The organism is Nitrospirillum pindoramense, assembly GCF_007827955.1.
Taxonomy (GTDB): Bacteria; Pseudomonadota; Alphaproteobacteria; order Azospirillales; family Azospirillaceae; genus Nitrospirillum; species Nitrospirillum amazonense_B.
The window spans coordinates 444,671-469,976 of record NZ_VITR01000004.1 but is presented as its reverse complement, the minus strand read 5'-3'; the positions used below and the strand labels follow the sequence as shown (position 1 = coordinate 469,976).

Here is a 25,306-nt window from a genome sequence, read left to right as displayed (position 1 = left end):
TACTGGATCTCCATCTCCATCAGCTACCGGGCCTTGGCACCGTGACTGGAAGAGTGCGTCTGTTGTCGCACCGCTTCATTGGCGTCGTAACCGTACGTAACTTGCGCGCTGAGCCTTCCCCAGCCGGAAATAGGCGGAAAGCACAACAGGGAGGTGAACCGTGCAGGATTTAGGGGCGGTCCAGAAGGACGGACGCCGCGTGTGTGAGGCTGGAAGCTGTCGGAAAGGAACACGCGCTCTCAAGGTGACCATGCTGACAGGTTGTCTGATTTCAGCTGTCAGCCACATCGCGTTGGCGGAGACGGACAACAATATCGCCGAAGACGTGATCGTGACCGCCGAGCGCCGTGATTTGATCGGCAGCGCACTGACCTCCAGTCAGGGAGTGGTGGTCAAGGACGAGTTGGAGCTGCTGCCGGCCTATCGCGTGGGCCAGATGCTGGAAACGGTGCCCGGTCTGGTGGTGACCAGTCATAGCGGTGAGGGCAAGGCCAACCAATACCTGCTGCGGGGGTTCAATCTGGACCACGGCACCGACTTGGCCGTCAGTATCGACGGCATGCCTGTCAACATGCGCACCCATGCCCATGGCCAGGGCTATACTGATCTGAACTTCGTCATCCCGGAACTGGCCAACGGCTTGGGTTATACCAAGGGCCCCTATTTCGCAGCCCAGGGCGACTTCTCGGCGGTTGGATCGGTCCAGATGGGCTACGGCGACCAGATTGCGAGCCAGATGGCGTTGACGGCCGGCACGCTGGGCTATCAGCGTGCCTTTGCCGCCGGCACGACCGATCTGGGGCCTGGTCACCTCACCGCGGGTGGGGAACTGGTGCATTACGACGGCCCCTGGGACCATCCGGACAACCTACGCAAGGGGAACGCCGTGCTGCGTTACGGCCAAGGCGACCGTTACGATGGCTTCACCGTCACCGCGATGTATTACCATGCCTTATGGAACGCAACGACCGATCAGCCGGCGCGCGCCATCGATGACGGCTTGATTGGCCGCTACGGCACCTTGGACCCGTCGGATGGCGGCAAGGCTCAGCGCATGAGCCTGTCCGGCACCCTCGCCCTGTCGGTGGACAAGGGCTGGCTGGCCGGCGGCGCCGTGAAGGCCAACGCTTATGTCGTCAACAACCAGCTGACCCTGTGGAACAACTTCACCCATTTCCTGGATAATCCAGTTCTGGGAGACCAGCACGAGCAAAACGAGAACCGCATGGTGGCGGGTGGGGCGGTCAGCTACGCCAAGACATTGTCCTTGTTCGGTGTCGACCATGAACTGCTAACCGGCTTGGATGTTCGTTTCGACGACGTGAATGTTGATCTGCTGGCCACCCACCAGCGCGTGCCATATGGGGCACTGGGCGACGACAACGTCCGGGAGGCCGGCGGCGGCGCCTACCTTCAAGCGATCAGCCATTGGACACCCTGGCTGCGCACCGTGGTCGGCGCGCGCGAGGATTACCTGACCGGCACTGACCATGGCACCAACGCCGGCGTGGTGGCCGCTCGTCTGGCCCAGCCCAAGGGTAGTGTTATTTTCACCCCCTGGGACAGCACGGAGATTTATGTCAGCGCGGGCCGCGGCTTCCATAGCAATGACGTGCGCGGCGCAACCCAGGGCAGGGCGCCACTGCTGCCCAAGGTGGACGGGACGGAGGTGGGCCTGCGCAGCACCCTCCTTCCCAACCTCACGGCCACGCTGACGGCCTTCCAGATGGATTTCGTGTCGGAACTGACGTACAACGCCGACGCGGGCCAGACGACGGCGGGACGTCCCAGCCGGCGCCGGGGGCTGGAACTGAACACCACCTACGCGCCCTGGTCCTGGCTGGAACTCTATGGCAGCCTCGCCTTCAGTCACGCCCGCTATACCGACCGCGATCCTGCGGGCGATTTCATCCCCGACGCCCCCAAATACATCGCTTCCCTGGCCCTGTACCTGAAGGACCTGGGATCATGGGGCGGGGCGGGGCCGTGGGCCGTCGGCACCTGGGCGGAAGGGCGTCTGTCGGGCGGGCTGGAATTCCGTTATCTCGGCGCCCATCCCCTGATCGAGGACAACAGCATCCAGTCCAACGGGTATAGCGAATGGAATCTGAGCCTGGACTATAAGCTGGACAGCGGCATGCGCCTGGGTATCGGCGTCTACAACATGTTCAACAGCAAGGACGATGCCGCCGACTATTACTATACCGACCGCCTGCGAGGCGACCCGGTGGTGGGCGTTTCCGACATGCACATCCATCCGCTGGAACCCCGGTCCGTCCGGTTCACCATCGCCCGGGAATTCTGACGGCCTTAGAGTGATCGCTTCAGGTGATGTCACCTGAAGCGTGAATCACACGACAAACCAAATGCTTGATGTCTTTCCGGCGATTCTATTCAAGTCGGAAAGACATTAGGGCGGATCGCGTGGTGACGCACCGCCACCGGCGATCCGCCCCCAATATCGGTGAGCGGGCATGCTCCGCGCGGCTGGGGATCACGCTCCCTTCGGCCGGGACCAGGCCCAGCCGCTGATCCGCCAGCCGGCGGCCTCTCGGCGCAGGGCCACGGTGAAGATCGCCCCGATTTCCGCGCCCGGCTTTCCGTTGAGTTTGTAGTGGAAGTCGGCTGGAACGACGACGTAGGCCCTTTCCGCTTCAATGTCCACCCGCCACGGCTTGCGCAGCTTGTTGACCCCGTCGGTCAGGCCGATCGACTGGTTGAAAGCCGCCAATGCAGCTGCCCATTGGGCGCATGTGCCCTTGCCGTGCCATTGAAAGGGCGCGAATTCGTCGACGATCGACGTTTCCTCGGCACAGGCGGCGATGGCGGTCGCAACATCGCCCTGGTTCAAGCTGTCCACCCACTGGTTGACGGTTTTCATCACATCGTCGCGCTCGGCGGCAACGGCATGCTGATTCAATAGAACCATACCGGTGACTGCGACTGTGAGGGCGCGCCCGGCGCGCCGAAGCATCTGTCTCATGGCTTCTTCCTGGTGGTGAAATGGCAGGTGTGTCCCCTGAGGCGCATCGTGGCTAGCGCGCGACCACCGGATGCCGCAGCGTGCCGATGCCATCGACCGTTGCCACAATCACGTCGCCCGGCCACAGCCATTCTTGCGGGTCACGGCCGGCGCCAACACCGGCGGGCGTGCCGGTTGCGATGATGTCGCCCGGTTCCAACGTGATGCCCCGGCTGATGTCGGCGATCAACTCATCAACCTTGAACAGCATATAGGCAGTATTGCTGCGCTGCTTTTCCACGCCGTTGACGGTCAGCCACAGGTCGAGCGACTGCGGATCGGGGATTTCGTCGGCGGTGACGACGACTGGCCCCATGGGGCAATAGCTGTCCTGTCCCTTGGAATAAATCCACTGGCCGGCGCGGCGGCAATCGCGGGCGCTCATGTCGATGCACACGGTGTAGCCGAAGACATGACGCAGCGCGTCGGCACGGCGCACGCTCCGGGCTTTCGTGCCGACAATGACCGCCAGTTCCACCTCCCAATCCAGCTGCTGGGTGATCGTGCCATCATGCAGGATCGGTTCGCCCGGCCCGATGACGCTGGTCGGCGGCTTGGAGAAGATCACGGGCTGGCGCGGCAGATCCGGTGAGGTGTCTAGCGACTTGGCGCTTTCGGCGACATGCTGGGTGTAATTGAGGCCGATGCCGAAGATGTTCTTGCGGGGACGGGGTATGGGGGCCAGCAGCGTAACGTTCGCCAGCGGCGCGGTGGTGCCGAGCGGGAACACCCCCTCGCACTCCGCGATCAGCCGGGTGGCGATCGCCACCGCCTGAGGACCCAGGTCGATGAATTCCAGCATCGAAGAGGGGAAAGGCGCGTGTTTCGCGCCGCCGAAGCGTGCCAGGTCGATCACGAGATCGCCGGCGATGGCGCCGAGACGCGCGGCCGACTCCACATCGGCGCGGTAAGTGACGAGACGCATGGAAATTCCTTCAGGGTTGGTCAGGAAAGAACCGGCTGATGTCCGCCGTTCTCGCCCAGGGCTTCTTCCCGGTAGAGGCCGAGCGCGTGCATGACGGGCAGGTCGTGGAAGCTGAACAGGCAGGCGTCCTCGGTGACGGAGGCATTGGCGTGTTCGTGATACATCCAGGATGGGACAACGAAGATGTCCCGCTCCTGCCAATCGAAACGCTGGCCGTTGATCACCGACCAGCCCCGGCCTTTGGCGCATTGATAGACGAAGCTACCGGTCTGGCGGTGGGCCTTGGTTCGTTCCCCCGGCCGCAACATCTGCATCGTCGCGCCGATGGTCGGCATCACCGGCCCCCCCGTGGCCGGGTTCACGTAATCCATGATGATGCCGTCGAAGGGCGAGCCGTCCGAGACCCCCGCGTAACGCGATAGCGCCTCATAGGTCGGCGCCCACTCGTACTTCAGCAGCGGCGAATAGCGTTTGGCCCAGGCCTGGCCGGCCGGCCGCAGGCCTGACCCGGCCCACAGGGCGAGGCTGTCATTGACGGGGTGGGAGATCGCCTGGCGAAGGTCCGGATGAACCTCATAGAAGTTGGCGTCGAGCGCGTTCATCAAGGGAATGTCGAGGCCATCCTGCCAAATGCAGATCGTGCCATCCTCCGCCACGCCGTGTTCGTGCCAGGTGCCGTTGGGGGTCAGCACGAAGTCGTTGGCGCCCAAGGTCATCTTGTGGCCATCGACATTGGTGAAGGCGCCGGCGCCCTCCATGATGAAGCGCAGCGCCGACGCGCTGTGGCGGTGGCTGGAGGCGCACTCGCCCGGCTTCATCACCTGAAGCCCGGAATAAAGCCACCCCACGGCGGCGACGACATCCGAACGCCCCTTGTTCTCCAGATAAATGACACGCCGCCCGGCCTGCTCCGGTGTGACGAGGTCAAGCGCCCTTAGCACATCCCCGCGCAGATCCTGGAACCGCCAGATCATGGGAACCGATGATGAGCGGGGCTGCCATGGCTCGATCTTGTTGGCGACAGTCCACAGCGCACCGGTGCCCAAGGTCCTGAGCCGCCGATAATAGTCAATTAATTCAGGTGTATCGGACACATTGGCGCGGCCAACGACATCCTCCCGATATGCGTCGTAGGTGATTTGGGGCATCGCGCCCTCCGAGGAATTTATTATAGGCTTAAAATATCTTGCCTGGTTGGCGGATGCAAGTATCTTGGCTGGCATGTCAGCGCCGCCAAGGCGCCCCATGGATAGACGCGCGAAGGGTGCCCGTTCAGATGGACTTCGACTTTAGGCAGCTGGCTGCTGCCGACCGCTACAAGCTGATGAGTGCGGCGATCACCCCCCGGCCCATCGCCTGGCTGACCACCCGATCCGTGGAGGGCGCGCGGAACGCCGCGCCCTACAGCTTCTTCAACATGATGGGGTCGGAGCCTCCGCTGGTGGCCATCGGGCTTATGCGCCGGCCCGACGGCACCTTGAAGGACAGCGCCAGGAATATCCTGGAAACCGGCGACTTCGTGGTGAACCTGGTGAGTGAAGCCGACGCGCCGGCGATGAATTTCACCTGCATAGACGCGCCCCCGGACTTTGATGAGCTGGAGCATGCGGGGGTCGCGGTCGCGCCTTCGGTCACGGTCGCCCCCCCGCGGATCGTTTCTGCTCCGGTTTCGATGGAATGCCGGCTTTTCCACCACGTCGATGCCGGACAGTCGACGGTCGTCTTGGGCGAGGTATTGCATTTTCATATCCGCGACGACCTGGTCGATGCGCGGCGCCTGCATGTGGACACCCTTGCCATGGCGCTGGTCGCGCGGATGCACGGTGCGGGGTGGTATACCCGCTCAACCGACCTGTTCCAGCTTTCACGGCCATCCTATGCGGACTGGCCGGGGGCGGCGAGCTGATTACAGGGGCGCATCCCAGGCGGGAAGGGGGGTGATGACCAGGTTGCCGATTTTGCCGTTGGCCGCGACGGTGACGTTGGCCTCGATGATCCCATGCTCAAAGCGGGCGCGATACCGATATAGCGTGTCGCCGCACATGTCCCGGCGGTCGAACGGTGCCAGCTCCTGCAGTGGGCCCAGCGCGGATAGGACCTTGGTGTCGTCGGCCATCAACTCCGTGAAGTCCAACTGGGCGAAATCCGTGAAGTCACCATACGCGACGCGGCCCGCCGCCATGTCACCCAGCAGGCGCCTCACACGCCCGGTCATGGCCGGTTCCCTGTCCTCTATCGGCGCGGCCGGCGGCCGGGTCAGGTTGGGCTCCACGATTTCCGCGACGTGGCGGGCGATGGTTCCGACGTCGGCATTGTCGCTGTTGGCAAAGACAGTGACCGTGAGGTCCCCTTCCAGATAGCGGACGGCATAGGTCTGGAAGCCCTGCCAACTGCCGGCGTGCCACCAGACGCCGCTTTGAGCCCCGGCGTGCTGGAACCAGCCGAATCCATAGGGGTAGCTGCATCCATTGTTCAGGCGGGCCGGCTTGGCAATCTCGGCCCAGGACTCATCTGTCAGGATCCGATGGCCCGCCATGCCGGCGGCCCAGGCCGCATAATCGAGAATGGACAGATACAGCGACCCATCGGCTGTCGAGTTCGCGGTTGGCGAAATCCATTCGGCGTTGCGTGGCTTGCCGTCCCGCATCTCATAACCAGCCGCCCGGTTGGGAATCACTGCCGTCTCATCAATGGCCCGCGCCGTGCGCATTCCCAGCGGCGTGAATAACCGCTGCTTCAGGAAATCGGCGTAATATTGTCCGCTGACCCGCTTCACCAGAAAGCCCAGGACAATGTAATCGGAATAACTGAAGCGCCAGCGCGCGCCGGCGGGAAAATTCAGCGCCTCGCCCGTGATGATTCCCAGCAATTGGGCGTCGGTGTAGTCGGCGCGGAAATCCCCATTCGGGGTCGCCGGCAGGCCCGACGTGTGATTGAGCAGGTGCCGGATCGTGATGGGCCGCCAACTGGACGGGACTTCTGGAAGATATGCCCGGATGGACTCATCCAGCCGGATTTTGCCATCCTGCACCAACAACATCACCCCCGCGGCGGTCAGTTGCATGCCGGTCGCCCCGGTCTTGAATAGTGTGTCCGGATGGACCGGCACCTGATGTTCCAGGTTGGCGAAACCGTACCCCTGGGCGCGCTGAAGCCGCCCATCGCGCAGGATGGTGATGGCCAGTCCGGGAATACCGTCGCGGGTCATTTCGGCGGCGATGTAATCGTCGATCGGCTCGGCGGTCGCGGTCGCCTGCAGTCCCAGCAGAATGACGGCGGCCAGAAGGTATTCGATCCTGTTCATGGCGAACACCCTTGCAGACGGGGCAAAAGGGAACAATTGCCGAAGCGGTCATTCCCTTGGCGAAAGCGGTCGTCCGTCAGCCCGATGCGCCTGACAGCTCAGTGTGGGATCGGTGCTGCCTCTGGCGTGTCAGATGGTGATGGTGTGCCATCCGTTGTCGCGGATTTATCCCAGATACCCTGGGACCGCAGTTCGCGATGCAAGACCAGGGTCGCGCCAATATTGAGGTTCGCCATGGCACGAACCCGGTAAAGCATTTCAAGGCCACGAAAGGATACGTTTCCGTTGAACCCGGCCGCGGCGATGCGGGCGGGATCACCCGCCAATTCAGCCATTTCCAACAGGCCGGGATCGCGGGTTCCCGCGATGATCATGATGGTGTTGCCGGCAGGCCCGGGCAGGCTGGCCATATAACCGTAATCCACGCGCGGTATGCGCTCCTCGGTCAGGACGACGCCGTCAGACTGGTATTTCGTGCCAGTCGAGACGTCGGTCAAATCATTGAACGTGTCACCAAGCTTGAAGCCTGACGCCTGGAACAGGGGATCGCACAGCAGGACGCTGAGGCCGCTCAGCAGACCGACGTAGACGACGTCGGATGACTTGAATGCGTCAGGAACCAGTTGCGAGGCCGAAATCAGCTTGATGGAGCGTGCTTGCCCTCGCGTGAGGTGGCGTAGGATGGCCTGGACCTTTTCCAGAGCCATGATGGTGCTGGATGAAACATATTGCTCCCTGGAAGGGGTAACGCGTTCACCCTCCTCCGGATGGCGCATCAGGTAGATGTCCAGGTCGTCCCGGGTGAGAATGGAATGATCCCAGACAAGACGGGGCGCCGAGGTGGACATGGGGCCCTGGCTTCCCATTTGGCCGAACAGGAAATAGTCGCCCATCACAATGGTTATCGGCCGGTCACTGTTGGCGAGGGGGCGCCAGATGGCGGGCCATATCGGCGGCTTCGGCGCCGCCGGAAAAAAGAAAAGAAGGGCGAGAAGCGCCATGAGGCCGGCGGCGCCCAAGGCTAGCCACTTGCGCGCCAGCGGCGGTGCCTTGCCGGCAGGCGGAGGGGGGACGGGAACCTCGTCCTCGACAGCCATTTCAGCAACGCCGGTCAGTTGGACGCTGTATTCCCCGAGGGGGATCGACAGGCCGGGGCCAGGCCGCTCCCTATAAACATCCTCCATCAGTTTGCGCAGGCGATGGATGTAGACCCGGACGGTCGCGTCCTGGGGTGAGTCGACTGTGCGACCGGCGGAGAATATTTCGTTGGTGATCTCCAATTCGGTCGGCGGCCGCATCTCGATGGTTCGTTCCAACAGGAAGTCGAACAGACGGAGAAGCTTATCCGACCGCTTGGAACCGAGTTCGTCACGCAGCACCTGCGCCGCGTCTCGCAGTTGGTCTTGCCGGGATGGCGGCGTGCGGCTTTCGGTGGGGCCCGTCCCTTCGTCGCTACGCTGATGTGGTGAAGGGGGCCGATGCGACCAGAGCTTCATGCCGTGTCAAACCTTCAGCGATGCGTGCCTGATTAAGGGCCACCCAATTCATGTAACGCTTGGGCCACCCTTGAGGGTGGCTAGCTCACAACATGCATGGAAGCGCCGCCACGCCATAACCTTTTCAGGATCCAGCCCTGGAAACCCTATTGAAACGTCTATGCGTTCCCGCCCTGTAACGGTTTCACAACTGTAATCGCCGCCGTGAGCGGGGGGCAAGTGATAAGACTTTCCGGACCGTCCCCGCATTGGCGCGGCAAGGTCGGCGGCGGCCGGATAATGGGAGGATGGGGCTGGGTGCTAGGGATTGCTTCAGGCATCCGCTTCATGATTCCCGCCGTGGCTTCACGCATCGTCCGGACAAAGGCGGCGGCGTGGCCGCGCGACGCGCGACAACCGGTCTTATGAACAGGAGTTGATTGATGAAACTGGGCAAGAAAGCGGTATCGGCGGCAAGGATAGCTGGCCTCGTCGCGGCCGTGATCGCCACGCCGGCCTTGGCTCACCATTCCTTTGCGATGTTCGATCAGACGAAGATCGAGCAGCTGACCAAGGCGACCGTTACCGAATTTCGTTTCGCCAACCCGCATTCGTTCGTCGTTGTCAGTGTTGATGGGGCGAATGGAAAGACCAATTACGCCCTGGAGTGCAGCAGCGTGAACATGATGAGCGCCGCGGGTTGGGATCCGACGACGATCAAGGCGGGCGATACCGTCAATATCGCCTTCTATCCGCTGCGCGACGGACGCCCCGGCGGGATGTTGAAGACCATCACGGTTCCCGACGGCAGGACCTTGAGCGGCTGGTGATGCCGGGGGGGGAGTGACGCCGCCGGGCGGTTAACTCCTGGCCCGTACTGCGCCGCCGACTGATGGGCGGCGACTAATAGATAATGATTTGAAGGGACTGGGAGGTTTGTGATGAGGCTTGGGAAGCCCCTGATGCTCGCCGTGGCCGTGGCGGCGCTCTGCGCCGGGCCGGTGGCGCATGTCGCTACGGCGTCCGCGCGCCATGCGGCGGAGCCCTATATGACTGGTGTATGGGAAATATATCCCGACCCCTTCGCTGGTGATGAAAACACCTTCAAGGAACTTCCGGTGCCCGGCGACGGACCGAACCTGAAGGAGCCGTACGCGACCCAGTGGAAAAAGCTCCGAGCGGAACGCGACGCCAAGCTCAAGGCGGGCACGCCGCTGGTCGATCCCAGCACGCTGTGTTTGCCCGAAGGCATGCCGACGATCATGGGGGCCATATTCCCGTTGGAATTCCTCCAGACCAAGGGGCGGCTGACCGTGCTGGCTGAGTTCCTCAGCCAGACGCGGCGGATTTATCTCGATCGGCCGATGCCGCCCCTCAACAAGCTGGTGCCGTCCTATTATGGAATGTCAGTCGGCCATTGGGAGGGCGATACCCTGGTCGTCACGACGCGCGGCGTGAAGGAGGATGTTCGCTTTTTCGAAATCCCTCACAGCGGCGATATGGCGATCACCGAGCGTATCCGCCTAACGGCTCCGGACAAGATGGAAGATCAGATCACCATCGACGACCCCAAGATGCTGGTCGAGCCCTACCGCTTTACCTACGGCTACAAGCGGAACGACAAATACCAGATCATGGAATACTACTGCGACCGCGAAGATCCGCTGTTCAACGTGAAGTCGGATGGCACCGTTGAAATGAAATCGACCAACGAAATCAAGTAACGGGCCAGGGGCGTGCCCGCCATTCGGCGGGGCCCGACCTTCGGCCATTTCCGCGCCGTCCGCCGCCTTCGCGGCAGGCGTACGTTTCCCCGAGGCAAGCCCATCGCCTTTCCCGGGAGCACGACAGCATGTCGCATAGACGGAATTTTCTTAAGCAGGCCCTGGCGGCCGGTGTCGGCGCGGCGCACACCCTGTACGCGCCCGCGACCCTTGCCGGCGAACGGGCCTCGGCCGGCCGAGGCCATGGCATTGGTTCGGCCATCCGGCGCGACGACACGATCCTGCGGTCGGACAGCCTGGGTGATGGCTATCATATGACCTGGACCGCCGCCGACCGCCAAGCCGTGGCCGTCAATGACGGCACCGGCTGGGCCGATCCCCGTGTGGCCTTTTATAATACGCGGCTGTGGACCGTGGAGGGGCCCGCCCCAGGCGCGTCGTTCGGCGACATGCGGGGCTATCCGGAACTCGACCGCGCCGCGCGGCCGGAAGGTGCGCCATCCTACTATGGCTTTGGCCTGTTATCGGTGCGCGGCCGTCTGTACCAGTTTTTGAGCACGCTTGACGATGCCAAGGACAGGCCGCGGCATTGGACCGGGGCGAAGCTCATCCATTCGGAAGATGGTGGGCGGACCTGGCGTAACCAGGATGGTTCCCTGCCGGTGGTGTGGGAGGATTGGGGGGAACAGAACCGTGACCGGTTCGTCTTCTTTGGTGAGCCGGATGGCTGCTTTTCCCTCCTGTCGGTCTTGCAGATGGGACAGGATTACAGCGCCAACCGCGATGGCCACGTCTATGTCTACAGCCCGAATGGAAACCGTGACGGCCTGATGAACCAGCTCGTCATGGCCCGGGTGCGCGTGGAGCACATCCTGGATCGGCGCGCCTATGAGTTCTTTGGCGGCCATCTGGCCGGTGGTGGCGCGCGCTGGGTCAAGGACATCGCGGATCGGGCGCCGGTGCATGTCTTTCCGGAGGGATGGGTCAACCACACCAACCTGTTCCCAGGGGACCTTGTCCTGGAATCCTGGCTGCCCAGTGTCGTCTACAACGCGGCGCTGGATCTGTACATGATGGCCAGCGCCGGCATTGGCTGCGCGCCTGACGGGACCGAGTTCGGCAAGCCCAGCTACCTGGGCTTATGGGTGTCCTCGGCCCCGTGGGGTCCCTGGCGGCAGGTCTATGAGGAAACGGCCTGGATGCCCGGCGGCGATGCTGCGGCGCGCGCCTATGGTCCGCAGATCGCGCCTAAGTGGGTCGCGCCCGACGGCATGTCGTTCTGGCTTGTCTGGGCCGATCTCAACGGCATCCGGGAGTTCGCCAAGGACGAAGATCGCCTGGCCGCCGCCCTGGAAAAGGCGGATGGCCCCCGGGCGCGGGCCGGGATCGAGGCGAATTTCCTGCGCCGGTACATGCCGGGCTTTTCCTTCAACGCGCAACGCGTCGACCTGATCCTCACTTGAGGGCCAGGGCCCTGCCGGCAGGGTGACGGCCACCGGAATACTTTAAACTTAAACATATGCGGCTGCATATTCATGGATGACGGACATGGCTGAGCGTTCTTTCGCCAAGGAGGTTGAGCACCTGCGACTGGGGGACGGCGACGTTTTCCGGGGCGAGGCGATCCTGGCGATCACCAAGGGTCTGCTGCAGGCCGGTGTCTCTTATGTGGGTGGATACCAGGGTTCCCCCATTTCCCACCTCATGGATGTCCTGGCCGATGCGAAGGACATCCTCGACGAACTGGGCGTGAATTTTCAAAGTTCCGCGAACGAGGCCACGGCGGCGGCCATGCTTTCGGCCTCCGTCATGTATCCGCTGCGCGGCGCCGTGGCCTGGAAGTCCACGGTCGGGACCAACGTGGCCTCCGACGCGCTGGCCAATCTTGCATCCGGCGGGGTCACCGGCGGCGCCCTGATCATCATTGGCGAGGACTATGGCGAGGGCTCCTCCATCATGCAGGAGCGCACGCACGCATTTGCGATGAAGTCGCAGATGTGGCTGCTGGACCCCCGACCGGACCATGCGTGCATCGTGAATTTGATCGCCCGCGGCTTTGAATTGTCTGAAGCCTCGAACACGCCGGTCATGCTGGAAGTGCGGGTTCGCACCTGCCATATGCACGGCAGTTTCGTGTGCAAGGACAATGTCCGCCCGCCCTTCACCATTGACGACGCGCTGAACACGCCGAAGCGGGATCTCAGCCGCATCGTGCTGCCCCCGGCGGCGTATGAGCATGAGCGGGAAAAGATCGCCCGGCGCCTGCCGGCGGCGGTCGATTTCATTCGCGCGCACCGGCTGAACGAACTGTTTGGTCCGGCCACGGGCAAGGTCGGTATCGTCTTGCAGGGCGGCATGTACAACAACGTGATCCGCGCGTTGCAGTATCTCGGCCTGTCCGACGCCTACGGCGACACGCAGGTCCCGCTTTATGTCATGAACGTCACCTATCCGGTGATCGACAGCGAGATCGCCGATTTTTCCATGGGCAAGGACGCCATCCTCATGGTGGAGGAAGGGCAGCCGGAATATCTGGAGCAGGCCCTCAACACCGTGCTGCGCCGCCGCGACATCTCCACGCGCGTGCGCGGCAAGGACGTCCTGCCGATGGCTGGCGATTATACGATACAGGCGCTGGCGCGCGGCATTCAGGCCTTCCTTGACGATTGTTCCCCGGCCCTGCTGGGTAACCGCCCACCGGTCCCCGATGCCGCCCCGGTGTTGGCGCATCCCAGGGTCGAAAGGTTGAAGTCGGTCGTGCCACCCCGGCCCCCGGGTCTGTGCACCGGCTGCCCCGAACGGCCGATCTTCGCCGCCATGAAGCTGGTGCAGCAGGAACTGGGCGAGCACCATGTGTCCGCGGACATCGGCTGCCACCTGTTCTCCATCCTGCCGCCCTTCAATATCGGCACGACGACCATGGGCTTCGGCTTGGGGGCCGCTTCGGCCGCCGCCTTCAGCAAGGGCAGCGGCAAGCGTTCGATCGCGGTCATGGGCGATGGCGGCTTCTGGCACAACGGCCTGACCAGCGGGATCGGCAACGCCGTGTTCAACAAGCACGACGGCGTCTTTGTCATTGTCGACAACTTCTATTCTTCGGCGACCGGCGGCCAGGACATCCTTTCCTCTCGCGCGTGGAATAAAAACCGCCAGACGAACAACCCGATATCGACAGCGGTCAGGGGCGTGGGCGCCACCTGGGTCCGCGAGATCGACCGCACCTATGATGTGGGCAGGATGCGATCGGTGCTGAAAGAGGCGCTGACGACGAAGGAGGAAGGGCCAAAGATCGTCATCGCCTCTTCCGAATGCATGCTCAACCGGCAGCGGCGGGAGAAGCCCCTCACGGCGAAGTCGATCAAGGACGGCAAGCGCGTGGTAAAGGAGCGCTTCGGCGTCGATGAGGATATATGCACCGGCGATCATGCCTGCATCAGGCTGTCCGGCTGCCCGTCGCTCTCGGTCAAACACCTTGACGACCCTTTGCGGGATGACCCCGTGGCCGCGATCGACAATTCCTGTGTCGGCTGCGGCAATTGCGGCGAGGTTTCGGAGGCCGCGGCCCTCTGCCCCTCCTTTTATCGGGCCGAGGTGATCCACAATCCGACCTGGTGGGACAGGGCGCAAGCCCGGTTTGCGATGGCCTTGATCGGCTTTCTGCAGCAGCGGCGTGCCCGCCATCGCATCGCGTTCGAGGTGGCATGATGGGGGACAATATCCTCAAATTGCCGCTGGCCGCCGCCGGAGCCATGACCGAGCGGCCCATTTCCGTCGCCATCGTCGCCATGGGGGGACAGGGCGGGGGCGTCTTGTCCGGCTGGATTGTCCAGTTGGCGGAAAATGCCGGCTGGGTGGCGCAGTCGACCTCGGTGCCGGGCGTGGCGCAACGCACGGGCGCCACCATTTATTACGTCGAAATGATGCCGCCCGCCGGGGGCCGCGCGCCTATTCTGGCGCAGATGCCCACGCCGGGCGATGTCGATATCGTGCTGGCGTCGGAATTCATGGAGGCCGGACGCTCAATCCTCAGGGGGATCGTCACCCCTGAGCGGACCACCCTGATCGCCTCCGACCATCGCTCTTTGGCGATCTCGGAAAAAAGCGCCCCCGGCGAGGGTATCGCCGACAGTGGCGCCGTGATCGACGCCATTGGCGTTGCGGCGCGCCAGCGGATCGTCTTCGACATGGATGAACTGGCGACGCGCAACGGCAGCGTCATCTCCTCCGCCATGTTCGGCGCGTTGGCCGGGTCGGGGGCCCTTCCCTTCGAGCGCGGTGCCTATCATGCCGTCATCAGGCAGGATGGCAAGGGCGTGGCCGCCAGCCTGAAGACGTTCGATGCGGCCTTCGAACGGGCGGCGAACCCGGTTCTCCCCGCCGTCGAGGCGGCGGCCCCAGCGATGCCGGGAGCGGGGGGGGGGCCATCATCAGCCGCCGATCCACGCGCCGCCCGCCTGCTCAGCCTGCTTCGGACGTCGCTGCCCGAGGGAGCTTGGCCGATGGCCTGGGCGGGCCTGCGTAAGGTGGTCGATTATCAGGATGAGCGGTATGGGGATGAGTATCTGGAAATCCTCACCCGGTTGCATGAGGTCGACCGGCAGGCGGGTGGGCGAACCCGGGGTTATGATTTCACCCTGGCCGCGGCCAAGTATGTCGCCAACGCGATGACCTATGACGATGTTATCCGTGTCGCCGATCTTAAGACCCGCCCGGGCCGGCGCAGCCGTATCGAGCGTGAGGTTGGGGTGGGGCCGCAGCAGGTGCTGACCACCACGGAATTCATGCACCCTCGAATGGAGGAAATCGCCGGCCTGTTGCCAATGGGGTTCGCGCGCTGGCTGAAGCGGCGGAACGCCCTCTATGCCTGGCTGGACCGCCGGGTGAACAAGGGACGCCGGGTGCGCACCTATTCGCCCGTCTGGTTCCTGGCGCTTCATACACTGGGGGGCATGCGCTGGCTGCGGCGGCGCTCGCTACGGCATGCCGAGGAGATGGCGCACCGCGACACCTGGCTCGACTGTGCCTGCGACCTTGTCCGCAAAGATTACGCCCTGGGCGTGGAGGTGTTGAAATGCCGGCGACTGATCAAAGGCTATTCGGACACGCATGCGCGGGGACTGTCGAAGTTCGACACGGTGGTCGCGGAAATCCGCCGTCTCGCCCACCGCGATGATGCGGCGGACTGGGCCCGGCGCCTGCGCGAAACAGCGATCAAGGACGGGGAGGGGGGCGATCTGGACGGCTTGATCCGCACGATCCGCTCCTTCTGCTGATGACCGGCCGGGGCTTTTCGGCGGCTTTCCTGGCCTTCCTCCTGTTTGGCGGCTGGGGGGCCGTCGCATGGGGGGAGGTGCCCGCCATGCCGACAATCATGCCGGTACCGCCAAGCGGCCAGCCGCCCCTGTCCTCGGCGCTGCGGACCACCAACCCCGGGACCGAATATGCCGATCTCAAGGGGAGCGGCTATGTCGAGGACGAGTACTACATGTCGGGCGTCGCGCCTGCGATCACGGCGCAGGGGGCGATACTTTTCCAGCTTCCTTACATCACCCGCATTCTGGTGCGGAGGCCCAAGGACCCGCGCAAGTTCAACGGCACCGTGGTGATGGAACCCTTCACCTGGATCGGTGAACGCGGGGCCGGCTGGATTCTGACCAAGGACTATCTGATCCGGCAGGGCTACGCATGGGTGGGATACACACTCAACATCAACAAGCCCGCGCAGGATCCCAAGACCACGACCGATCCCGATTGGCGGCCCGATCCGGAACCGCAGGACCTCAACTTCGACTTCATGCGCCGGTTCGACTACGCGCGCTATGCGCCTCTGGGGACGTATTACGATCCCGTGCGGTTCCAACGGGGCGGGCATGCCGACCCCTTTGTTCCGCAATCCCAGGGTATCGGAGCGCAGCTCGCTTTGGCGCTCAAATCCAACCTGCCGGATGGACCGATGCGCGGGCTGGAGGTCAGCCGCGTCTATGTCGACAGCTGGGCGGTGACGGCGCAGGTCTGGATGGATTATCTGGATCAAGGGCGCCATCAGCAATGGCGCATGCCGGACGGACGGCCCCTCATCGACGCCTACATGACGGGCAAGATGTCTTTCGGAGAGGTTGGCGGTGACGTCATCCGCGTGCCCCGTCATATGCCGGACGATGCGCCGTTCGTGGTCGTCTACAGCGAGTCAGAGGCCATGCACGACGCGGTCGAACAGATCGCCGTCCCGGCGGACAGTGATCGCCCGCGCCTGCGCTATTACGAGGTGGCCGGCGTTTCCCACCTGCGTCTGGCCGACCTCGGAACCGAGGAAGTTGAGGATTTGCCGGCGGATGTAGGCAAGGAAACGGACCCGCGCTGCCGCCATCTTTATGACGAGCCCGCACAGATGGTCGTATCGGCCCTTCTCGACGCGATGGACCGTTGGGTCCGGGATGGCAAGCCGATGCCCAAAGCGCCCCGTTTCAAGCGGGAGGGTCGCGGCATCGCGCGGGATCCGGAAGCCGGGAACATGATCGGGGGCGTGCGGCCCGCGTGGATCGAGGTGCCGGCGGCGGCCTACCTCACCGACCAGGAAACCGGTTGCGGCATGGTCTACGACACCAAGGTGCCCTACACGCGGGACAAGCTGAGATCGCTCTACGGCGATTTCGCCACGTACGCCCGCAGGTTCGAGGCGGCGAAATCACGGTCCGTGAGCCAGGGCTATCTGCTGCCCGCGGATGCCGGCCGGTTGGCGCCGATCGCCAAGCCCGACGACTTTTGAAGGTGCGCGCACCGACATATTTTCGAGACAGTTAATTTAAAATCTGTCTATTGTTTACGATACGGAACAATCATCAAGGCGCTTCAGGAGGCTCGTCACATGTCATGGGCATGGCCGGAAGGCATTAGGAACTTGCGGGGTGGCGGCATCAGGCTTGAGCCGCTGTCCTTGAGTCATGTCGCGGGCTTGACCGAGGCGGCGGCGACCGCGACCGACCATGAATGGGACATGGGCTTCGTTCCCAGGCCGGACGACATGAAGGTCTATGTCAACCGGGCGATTTACGATCTGCGGGCGGGACGGAGCTTTCCATTCGCCGTTTGTCTGGAGACGGGCGAACCGATCGGCACCAGCTGGTTCCGGGTATTCGATCCATGGCGGAAGAAGTTGGAGATCGGCTTCACCTGGTACGCGGCGCCATACCGCAAGGGCGTCGCCAACCTTCAGACCAAGCTCCTGCTGATGTCCTTCGCGTTCGACGTGCTTCACTGCATACTGGTCGAGTTCCTCGTATATGAAGGTAACTGGCCCTCACGGCGCGCTGTCGCCGGGCTGGGCGCGCGCCAGGACGGAATGCTGCGCCGCGTGATCCCCATGGGTGATGGCACCTTCGGCGACGTGGTCGTCTTCAGCGTCTCGAATGACGAGTGGCCGGGGGTGAAAGGCGCCATGGCCAGCCGGCTGGAGTCGCGAAGGCAAGTACTGCTCAATGGGCTCCGCGCCGCTGACCCAACTGAATCTTGACGACTTGCGCCTGGGCGGCGAGGGGACAGCCAGCGGCGCGATTTCCGGACGACCCCAGCGGGCCTGGATTCAAACAGTTTATGCTTAAAAAAATAAATCCGCGCACATGGGGCGGTAGGTCCCGGTGCATCGACCATCAGGCCACGCGCTGTCTGAGTGAGGGGCCTGTCTGAGAGAGGGTATTGTGAGCGGCGAAACTGTCTTTTCAAGGTTCGCGGCGGCGGCCGCGAAATATTCGGACAATCCGTTCCTGAACGTGCTGCCCGAAACGGCCGGCATATATGGCATCGCCGCCGGGGAGATCACCTATGCCACCATGCTGGGACGGGTGCTGGCGCGGCAGGAGGCGCTGCGCGCCGCTGGCTTCGGCGGAGGCAGCCGGATCGGCCTTCTGTTGCAGAACCGGCCGGAGTTCATCGAGATCTGGCTCGCGGCCAACGGCCTTGGCGCCTCGGTGGTGCCGATCAATCCTGACCTGCGGCGCAGCGAACTGGAATATTTGATCGGCCACTCGGAAATGGATGCGGCTTTCGTCCTGGAGGACCGGCGGGCGGAGGTGGCAACGGCCGCCCGGACCATTGGCCGCGCCATGGTCACGCTGCTGCCGCAAGAGCCGCTTCCACAAATCCCGGGGACGGTGCGTGATCCGGCGCCGCCGGATCGATCCACGGAAGCGGCCCTGCTTTACACCTCCGGCACCACGGGGGATCCCAAGGGTTGCGTGCTGACCAATGAATATTTCCTCCATTCCGGCGACTGGTATCGTGATGTCGGGGGACTGATTTCCCTAAGACCGGGGCAGGAGCGCATGCTCACACCCCTGCCGGTGTTTCATATGAACGCGATGGCGGTATCGGTGCTGGCCATGATCACCGTTGGCGGCTGCCTGACCATCCTGGACCGCTTCCACCCCAGCACCTGGTGGGATTCCGTGCGGCGCAGTGGCGCCACCTGTCTGCATTACCTGGGGGTCATGCCGTCCATGCTGATGAAGGCGCCGGCGAGCGACCAGGACCGGAACCATGCGGTGCGCTTCGGCTTTGGGGCTGGCACGCCCCGCGAACTCCACGCGCCTTTCGAGGATCGCTTTGGTTTTCCCTTGATCGAGGCCTGGGCGATGACCGAGACGGGCAGCGGCGGCGTCATCTGCGCCAGCCGAGAGCCGCGCAAGACGGGCACCAACTGCTTCGGCCGGCCGACCGACGAGGTGGAGGTCCGCATTGTCGACGACGTGGGGGCGGAGGTTGCCACCAACATGCCGGGCGAGTTGCTGGTGCGGCGCGCGGGTGACGATCGGCGCTACGGCTTTTTCAGGGAGTACCTCAAGAATCCGGCGGCGACGCAAGAGGCCTGGCAGGGTGGCTGGTTCCATACCGGCGATATCGTCGCGCGTGACGAGGACGGTGACCTTCACTTTGTGGATCGCAAGAAGAACGTCATCCGCCGCTCTGGCGAAAACATCGCCGCGGTCGAGGTCGAGGCCGTCCTGATGAAGCATCCGCTGGTGAAGCAGGCGGCCGTCGCCGCCACACCCGATGATGTGCGCGGTGATGAGGTCGCGGCACTAATCGTGACGACCGCCGCCCACGTTGGACATGGGTTGGCGGAGGAAATCGTGCGGTGGAGCCTGGGGCAATTGGCCTACTACAAGGTGCCAGGCTGGGTCGCCTTCGTGACGGAGTTGCCGCGGACGCCGACGGAGAAGATCCTGCGGGCGGCGCTCAAGACCCTGGTCACCGAGAAAATGAGCCAGGGTGCGTTCATCGACATGCGCGCGTTGAAGCGGCGGCAGACATGACGCGCGCCCGGACCCCCTACGATGGTGTCGCGCTGTGCGCGCCGGTGACGGTGGCCTATCAGCGGTATTCCGACCAATCCGCCCACTGGTGGGCCGGGCGGGCCATGCGGGGCCTGGCGGAAAGCACCGGGTTCGGTCCGGTCGATATCGACGGCTTCTGCTTCGCCAGCTTTTCGGCGATGCCGGATACGGCGGTCGGCCTGGTCCAGCATCTGGGCCTTTCCCCACGCTGGTTGGATCATATCCCGACCGGCGGCGCGAGCGGCGTCATGGCGCTGCGCCGGGCCGCCCGGGCGGTGCAATGCGGCGACGCGGATGTCGTCGCCTGCGTGGCCGCGGACACCAACCATCTCGATAGCTTCCGCCACACCCTGGCGACGTTCTCCCGGTTTTCCCAGGATGCCGTTTATCCCTATGGTTTCGGTGGACCGAACGCGACCTTCGCCCTCATCACCGACGCCTACATGCGGGCCTACGGCGTCACACGCGAGGACTTCGGCAAGCTGTGTGTCGCCCAGCGCCGCAACGCCCGCTCCAATCCGTCCGCCCTGCAGCGCGGGGAACTCACCTTGGACGACTATCTGCGCGCCCGGCCCATTTCGGATCCGGTCCATCTCTTCGACTGTGTGATGCCCTGCGCCGGGGCGGAGGCATTCATTGTGACGACACCGGAAATCGCCGCGCGGCACGGCCTGGGGGTGGCCCGCATCCTGGCGACGATCGAGCGGCACAACGCTTATCCCGATGATCCGGTGCAGCTGCGCGGGGGGTGGGCGATGGACGGGGAGTCCCTTTGGGCGATGGCCGGTGTTGCCCCGGCCGATGTCGATACGCTTCAGGCCTATGACGACTATCCGGTGATCGTAGCGATGCAGCTTGAGGATCTGGGCTTTTGTGCCAAGGGCCGGGCTGCGGAATTCATCCGTGCGACCCGCTTCGAGATAGACGGCGACCTGCCGCTGAACACCAACGGGGGCCAGTTGTCGCTGGGCCAGGCGGGGGCGGCGGGCGGCTTTCAGAACGTGACCGAAGGGCTGCGCCAAGTGTTGCGCCAACCGTTGGGGGCCCAGGTGCCGGATGCCGATATCGCGGCGATATCGGGATTTGGCCTGGTGAATTACGACCGCGGCGTGTGTACAGCCGCCGCCATTATTGAGGCCTGCCGATGAGCCATGAGAAGCGTGACCCGCTCGCCCGGCTTAAGGAGCGGCATGTCCCGCCCGGTATGCGCAGCCGCGCGATGCAAGCCATGGCCGCCAGGGCGGCCATGGGGCGCTTCGTGTTGCAGGGCTGCGTGGATTGCGGCGCGGTCACCTATCCGCCTCGTGACGTCTGCCCGCGTTGCTGGGGTGAATTGCGCTGGGCCGACCATGGGCGCGGTGCCCAGGTCCTGTCGGTCACCACCATCCGCGTCTCAACGGACCTCTACTTCCGCGGTCAATTGCCCTGGCGCATGGGCACGGTGGCGCTGGATGCCGGCCCCGTCGCGCTCGCCCACCTGCATGCGGGGTTGACGGCGGGCGACCAGGCGGAAATGCGGCTGATGCTGGACAGGGGCGGTAACGCGGCGCTTTTCGCCTTGCCCGCCGGAAAGGAACCTGACATGAGCGATCGGCAATGGCGCGAATTCGTCGTTCCTGTGAAGGGCCGCACGATCCTGGTCAGCGACGCCCGCGGGGCGATCGGCCGCGCCCTTGTTCAGGCGCTTCTCGCGGCCGGCGCCGGCCACATCGTCGCCGGACTGGCCCCGCCCGCACGGATCGCGGACCTGTCGGATAGCCTACTGGGGATGGAGAGGGTTCAGTCGGTGCCCCTCGACCTCACCGACCCGGTCATGGTTGCGGAGTGCATGAGCAAGATCCCCGGTCCCTTGGACATCGTCATCAACACCGCACGTCTGGTGCGGGGCGGCGGCGTCAGCGCGGACGGCAACCTTGTGGAGCAGAGGCGGATGCTGGACGTCGCCGTTCTGGGGTTGATGCGCCTGGTGCAGGCCAGCGCGCCCCTGTTGCAGGGGCGGCCGTCCGCTGCCTTCGTCGATATCCTCTCGGCGCAGGCGCTGGCCGGTGATGCCGCCTTCGCCGGCTATGCCGCCGGTGAGGCGGCCCGCCATGCGCTCTTGCAGAGCTTCCGTCACGAAATGCGCGCCACCGGGGTTCGGGTGCTATCGGTCTTCACCGGACCCAGCGATGACGAGGATCACCAGTCCGTCCCGCCCCCCAAGGTCGCCCCGGCCCGGCTTGCCCGGGAAATCATCACGGCGCTTGAAACGGGGCGGGAGGTCTCATGCGTCGGCGATGTCGCCGTCGATGCTATGGACCGCTGGCTGGCTGATCCCGCGCTTTACACCAGGGAGAGGAACCTATGACCGCGATGGATCCCATACTTGCCGGTCTGGTCGCCGGCATCGCTTCGCAGCGGCTCCGTGCCGTCGATCTGACCAACACGCTGTCGCCGGACTTTCCGGTCATCGTCCTGCCATCGGAGTTCGGCCAGTGCGAGCCATTCCGGATGGAAACGGTGTCGCGTTATGACGGGAACGGCCCCGCCTGGTACTGGAACAATATTTCGATGAATGAGCACACCGGCACGCATTTCGACGCGCCGGCGCATTGGATCACGGGCCGCGATGTGCCGAACGGGACGGTGGACGAGGTGCGGCCCGAAGACTTCATCCATCCCGCCGTGGTCATTGATATCAGCCGGGAGGCCGCCGCCGACGAAGATTTCATCCTGACCCGCGCCTTTCTTGACGATTGGGAGGCGCGCAATGGCCCGATCCCGCCCCGGCACTGGATTCTGCTGCGCAGTGATTGGTCTAAGCGGGTAGGCACCGTGTCCTACCTCAACCTCAGGGAGGATGGCGCCCATTCACCCGGGCCGGACGCGACTGCCATGCGCTTCCTGGTGCACGACCGCGACTGTGTCGGCCTGGGTGTTGAAACCGTCGGCACAGACGCCGGGCAGGCCGCGCATTTCGATGAGCCTCTGCCGGCGCATTCCATCCTGCATGGTAACGGGCGCTTTGGCTTGCAATGCCTGACCAACCTTGACCAGTTGCCCGCCTTCGGCGCGCTGGTGGTGGCGATGCCGCTCAAGATCAAAGGTGGTTCGGGCAGCCCACTGCGCGTGATCGCCTTGGTCGCGTGAGGAAGGGGCAGGCATCCATCCATTCGCGCACGGCTAGGCGATGGCGCGGATATTGCTCCTCAAAACCGCGCGGTACGGCCCATTCGCATTACCGTTTCATGGCGCGTTGTTCCCGTATCAAACCGTTTCACCGTGCGGGGATGGGGGGCGATGCCGGTATTCCTGGTGGCGGGATGGTCGTTACGCGTCGGGCACCGAACGACCGCCATCAACCGAGAAACATTGGGCGGGGCCCGGCCCATCGGCAGCCACGCCGCCCATCACCCATCAGGGGGGAGTTTGAGGGATGTCCATACAAACATTCGGCCAGTGGCTTTATACCACGCCGGTTGCCGCCACCATCCGCGAGACCGTGTGGATCATTCCCACGGTACAGGCGGTCCATATCCTTTCCATCGCGGTTCTGGTCGGCTCGGCGCTGGTTTCCAATCTGCGGCTGGCGGGGGTGTTCGCCGCCGATGAAGCATCCCCGGCGGTTATCCGCCGGTATCTGCCCCGGATGTGGTCCGCTTTGGGCATTTTGCTGCTGACAGGCCTTGTGCTGATCGTGGCCGAACCGGGCCGTACCCTTAACAACGCGGTCTTCTGGACCAAGATGGCGCTGGTCCTGATCGCCTTTGTGCTGACGCTGGTCTTCCAAAAGCCGCTGCTTCAGTCCCCACCGGGGGGCAATGGTTCCGACAGGTCGGCCATGACCAAGCCGGTAGCCTGGCTGTCGCTGGCGTTGTGGACGGTCGTGATCTTTTGCGGCCGCTTCATCGCCTACACCTGACGCCATTCCGTCGCGCGCGACCATAATCGAAGTAAGCCAGGGGGCCCATCATGTCCTTGCAGACCATCCTTCAGAGTATCCAGAATTCCGGACTTTCCCTATGGATTCGCCAGAACCCCGCGATTTTCCCCATCATTGAATCGCTGCATGTCGTGGCGATCACCTTGGTTTTCGGCACAATCATGATCGTCGATCTGCGCTTGCTCGGCTTCGCGTCGCATCGGCGTGGCGCGAACAAGCTTATCGCCGAACTGCTGCCCTTTACCTGGGGGGCCTTCATTCTGGCCGTGGCGACAGGATGCCTGCTGTTCACCGCCAACGCCCCGGCGTATGCGAATAACACCCAGTTCCGTCTCAAGCTGGTGGTGATTCTGGCGGCAGGCATCAACATGGCGGTTTTCCATGTGACCACCCATCGCCGTATCGCCGCCTGGGACACCGTGATGCCGCCGCCGACCGCCGCTCGCGTGGCCGGTGTGACGTCACTCCTGTTATGGGTCGCGGTGATTTACATCGGGCGTTGGATCGGGTTCACGCTGGACATCCTGTTCTGACCGCATGCCCCGTTTCGTCTTTATCGCCGCCGCCCCTGATGCCGCGGGGGCGGCGGTTGGGCGTTGGACGGGCTGGGTATGGGGCAAGGCCGGACATTGGGCGCCTAGATCGCGTAGGCGATCCCCTCCTGGATGCGGGCCCGTATCTCCTCCGGCCATGGTGTCGCGCGCCGGGTATGCAGGTCCATGCAGACCAGAACGACGTTGGCCCGCAGTCTCACCCGCTCATCCCCCGAGAACACGACATGCAGTTGGCAACTGCTGCGGCCGATCTCACGCGGCGACAGGGTGATCGTCAACATGTCGCCAAGCTCGCTGGGGGAGACGAATTCGACGTCAAGCTTGACGGTTGGCACCCCGATGCCGCGATGAAGGTGCAGGGTTCTGAAGTCCTGGCCCAGGGCCTGCGCGCACCAATCCTCGACCGCGCTATTCAACATCTCGAAATAGCGCGGATAGAAGACGATGCCCGCCGCGTCGATGTGGGAGAAGCGGACCTGGGTGGTGGTTTCGAAAGGCATGTCAGTTCTCTTTGGAAAGAAGCGCCCGCAGGTCTGTCAGCAGCTCAAGCAGCGCCGTCATCCGCTCCGCGGGGAAATTGCTGAACGCATCGGCGATCCATTGGTGATGCGCTTCGGCCAGGGTGAGGAAGCGTGCCCGCCCGGCCTTGGTCAGGGACACGATCGCGGACCGGGCGTCCTGCGGGTCAACCGCCGACTGCACCAGGCCCTGTGCTTGAAGCTGACGCACGATCGCGGTCACGTTCCCGTTGGAGACCAGAAGCGCCCGGGACAGGGCCCCCATGCTGAGGCCCGCCGGCACGCGATAGAGCGCGGCCATGACATCGAAACGCGGCAGCGTGGTGTCGAATTGTTCTTCGAAATTGCGCCTCAGGCGCTTCTCGCCAATCTTGGCGCAGCTGAGCAATCGGATCCACATGCGCAGTTCCGTGGAACCAGCCCCGATGGGGGAGCGCTCGTCACTCGTGTCGCTGTCAGCGGTCATGTGCACTCTAACGTCTGAAGGGAAGGAACGGCCCCGGTTACGCCAGCTTGCCGGCAAGCGTGTGGGG

Annotated in this window: 22 protein-coding genes; 15 read left to right on the top strand and 7 right to left on the bottom strand. The window is 63.9% G+C overall.

Features of this window, described 5'->3' with window-relative positions:
* The first annotated feature begins 250 nt into the window (after positions 1–250).
* Positions 251–2,305, top strand: a complete 2,055-nt coding sequence (locus tag FBZ90_RS09170) for a TonB-dependent receptor (RefSeq protein ID WP_246130242.1) — start codon at positions 251–253, stop codon at positions 2,303–2,305.
* A 189-nt stretch (positions 2,306–2,494) separates the two neighbouring features.
* Here the strand turns inward: FBZ90_RS09170 and FBZ90_RS09165 are convergent, their stop codons facing one another.
* From FBZ90_RS09165 to FBZ90_RS09155, 3 genes are read right to left on the bottom strand one after another with little or no spacing between them, the layout of a single operon-like run.
* Positions 2,495–2,983, bottom strand: a complete 489-nt coding sequence (locus FBZ90_RS09165; protein WP_186455686.1) for a nuclear transport factor 2 family protein — start codon at positions 2,981–2,983, stop codon at positions 2,495–2,497.
* 52 nt (positions 2,984–3,035) lie between these two features.
* Positions 3,036–3,947 (bottom strand): fumarylacetoacetate hydrolase family protein, encoded by a 912-nt coding sequence (locus FBZ90_RS09160; RefSeq protein WP_145731191.1) that lies wholly within the window; start codon positions 3,945–3,947, stop codon positions 3,036–3,038.
* A 20-nt stretch (positions 3,948–3,967) separates the two neighbouring features.
* On the bottom strand, positions 3,968–5,095 hold the full coding sequence (locus tag FBZ90_RS09155) for a cupin domain-containing protein (RefSeq protein WP_145731189.1): 1,128 nt from the start codon (positions 5,093–5,095) through the stop codon (positions 3,968–3,970).
* A 128-nt stretch (positions 5,096–5,223) separates the two neighbouring features.
* Between FBZ90_RS09155 and FBZ90_RS09150 the strand changes: the two genes are divergently transcribed.
* The gene (locus FBZ90_RS09150) at positions 5,224–5,853 is read left to right on the top strand and encodes a flavin reductase family protein (RefSeq protein ID WP_145731187.1); all 630 of its coding nucleotides are present in this window, start codon (positions 5,224–5,226) and stop codon (positions 5,851–5,853) included.
* Here FBZ90_RS09150 and FBZ90_RS09145 read toward each other — a convergent pair whose 3' ends face one another.
* Both FBZ90_RS09145 and FBZ90_RS09140 read right to left on the bottom strand, forming a co-directional pair.
* Positions 5,854–7,251 (bottom strand): serine hydrolase domain-containing protein, encoded by a 1,398-nt coding sequence (locus tag FBZ90_RS09145; RefSeq protein ID WP_145731185.1) that lies wholly within the window; start codon positions 7,249–7,251, stop codon positions 5,854–5,856.
* Positions 7,252–7,349: 98 nt separating this feature from the next.
* Positions 7,350–8,747, bottom strand: coding sequence for a hypothetical protein (locus tag FBZ90_RS09140; RefSeq protein ID WP_145731183.1), 1,398 nt, complete (start codon positions 8,745–8,747; stop codon positions 7,350–7,352).
* A 422-nt stretch (positions 8,748–9,169) separates the two neighbouring features.
* Here FBZ90_RS09140 and FBZ90_RS09135 point away from each other — a divergent pair, with 422 nt between their 5' ends.
* The 13 genes from FBZ90_RS09135 (at position 9,170) to FBZ90_RS09075 (ending at position 24,234) form a co-directional block, all read left to right on the top strand.
* Positions 9,170–9,556, top strand: a complete 387-nt coding sequence (locus FBZ90_RS09135; RefSeq protein ID WP_044562911.1) for a DUF6152 family protein — start codon at positions 9,170–9,172, stop codon at positions 9,554–9,556.
* Positions 9,557–9,688: 132 nt separating this feature from the next.
* Positions 9,689–10,450: a hypothetical protein gene (locus FBZ90_RS09130; RefSeq protein WP_246130233.1), complete on the top strand. Its 762-nt coding sequence runs from the start codon at positions 9,689–9,691 to the stop codon at positions 10,448–10,450.
* A 128-nt stretch (positions 10,451–10,578) separates the two neighbouring features.
* Entirely contained in the window at positions 10,579–11,913 is a 1,335-nt protein-coding gene (locus FBZ90_RS09125) for a DUF4185 domain-containing protein (protein ID WP_246130232.1), read from the top strand.
* A gap of 85 nt (positions 11,914–11,998) precedes the next feature.
* Entirely contained in the window at positions 11,999–14,155 is a 2,157-nt protein-coding gene (locus tag FBZ90_RS09120; protein WP_145731178.1) for a thiamine pyrophosphate-dependent enzyme, read from the top strand.
* Positions 14,152–15,723 carry an indolepyruvate oxidoreductase subunit beta family protein gene (locus FBZ90_RS09115; protein WP_246130231.1) on the top strand — a complete coding sequence of 524 codons (1,572 nt, stop codon included), beginning with the start codon at positions 14,152–14,154 and terminating at the stop codon, positions 15,721–15,723. Before FBZ90_RS09120 ends, FBZ90_RS09115 begins: the two co-directional genes overlap by 4 nt.
* 86 nt (positions 15,724–15,809) lie before the next feature.
* Positions 15,810–17,216, top strand: coding sequence for an alpha/beta hydrolase domain-containing protein (locus tag FBZ90_RS09110; RefSeq protein ID WP_145731176.1), 1,407 nt, complete (start codon positions 15,810–15,812; stop codon positions 17,214–17,216).
* 99 nt (positions 17,217–17,315) lie between these two features.
* On the top strand, positions 17,316–17,960 hold the full coding sequence (locus tag FBZ90_RS09105; protein ID WP_145731174.1) for a GNAT family N-acetyltransferase: 645 nt from the start codon (positions 17,316–17,318) through the stop codon (positions 17,958–17,960).
* 184 nt (positions 17,961–18,144) lie between these two features.
* A complete protein-coding gene (locus tag FBZ90_RS09100) occupies positions 18,145–19,758 on the top strand; it encodes an AMP-binding protein (RefSeq protein WP_145731173.1) in 1,614 nt (537 codons plus the stop codon).
* Positions 19,755–20,927, top strand: coding sequence for a thiolase family protein (locus tag FBZ90_RS09095; RefSeq protein WP_145731171.1), 1,173 nt, complete (start codon positions 19,755–19,757; stop codon positions 20,925–20,927). Before FBZ90_RS09100 ends, FBZ90_RS09095 begins: the two co-directional genes overlap by 4 nt.
* The gene (locus FBZ90_RS09090; protein ID WP_145731169.1) at positions 20,924–22,126 is read left to right on the top strand and encodes an SDR family NAD(P)-dependent oxidoreductase; all 1,203 of its coding nucleotides are present in this window, start codon (positions 20,924–20,926) and stop codon (positions 22,124–22,126) included. The genes FBZ90_RS09095 and FBZ90_RS09090 overlap by 4 nt, the downstream gene beginning before the upstream one ends.
* Positions 22,123–22,908 (top strand): cyclase family protein, encoded by a 786-nt coding sequence (locus FBZ90_RS09085; protein ID WP_145731167.1) that lies wholly within the window; start codon positions 22,123–22,125, stop codon positions 22,906–22,908. The genes FBZ90_RS09090 and FBZ90_RS09085 overlap by 4 nt, the downstream gene beginning before the upstream one ends.
* 286 nt (positions 22,909–23,194) lie before the next feature.
* Complete coding sequence (locus tag FBZ90_RS09080; RefSeq protein ID WP_145731165.1) at positions 23,195–23,680, top strand: DUF6644 family protein; 486 nt, start codon at positions 23,195–23,197, stop codon at positions 23,678–23,680.
* A gap of 50 nt (positions 23,681–23,730) precedes the next feature.
* Positions 23,731–24,234 (top strand): DUF6644 family protein, encoded by a 504-nt coding sequence (locus tag FBZ90_RS09075; protein ID WP_145731163.1) that lies wholly within the window; start codon positions 23,731–23,733, stop codon positions 24,232–24,234.
* 104 nt (positions 24,235–24,338) lie between these two features.
* Here FBZ90_RS09075 and FBZ90_RS09070 read toward each other — a convergent pair whose 3' ends face one another.
* Both FBZ90_RS09070 and FBZ90_RS09065 read right to left on the bottom strand, forming a co-directional pair.
* Positions 24,339–24,755 (bottom strand): acyl-CoA thioesterase, encoded by a 417-nt coding sequence (locus FBZ90_RS09070; RefSeq protein WP_145731161.1) that lies wholly within the window; start codon positions 24,753–24,755, stop codon positions 24,339–24,341.
* Position 24,756: 1 nt separating this feature from the next.
* Positions 24,757–25,239 (bottom strand): MarR family winged helix-turn-helix transcriptional regulator, encoded by a 483-nt coding sequence (locus FBZ90_RS09065; RefSeq protein WP_246130230.1) that lies wholly within the window; start codon positions 25,237–25,239, stop codon positions 24,757–24,759.
* Positions 25,240–25,306: the final 67 nt, after the last annotated feature.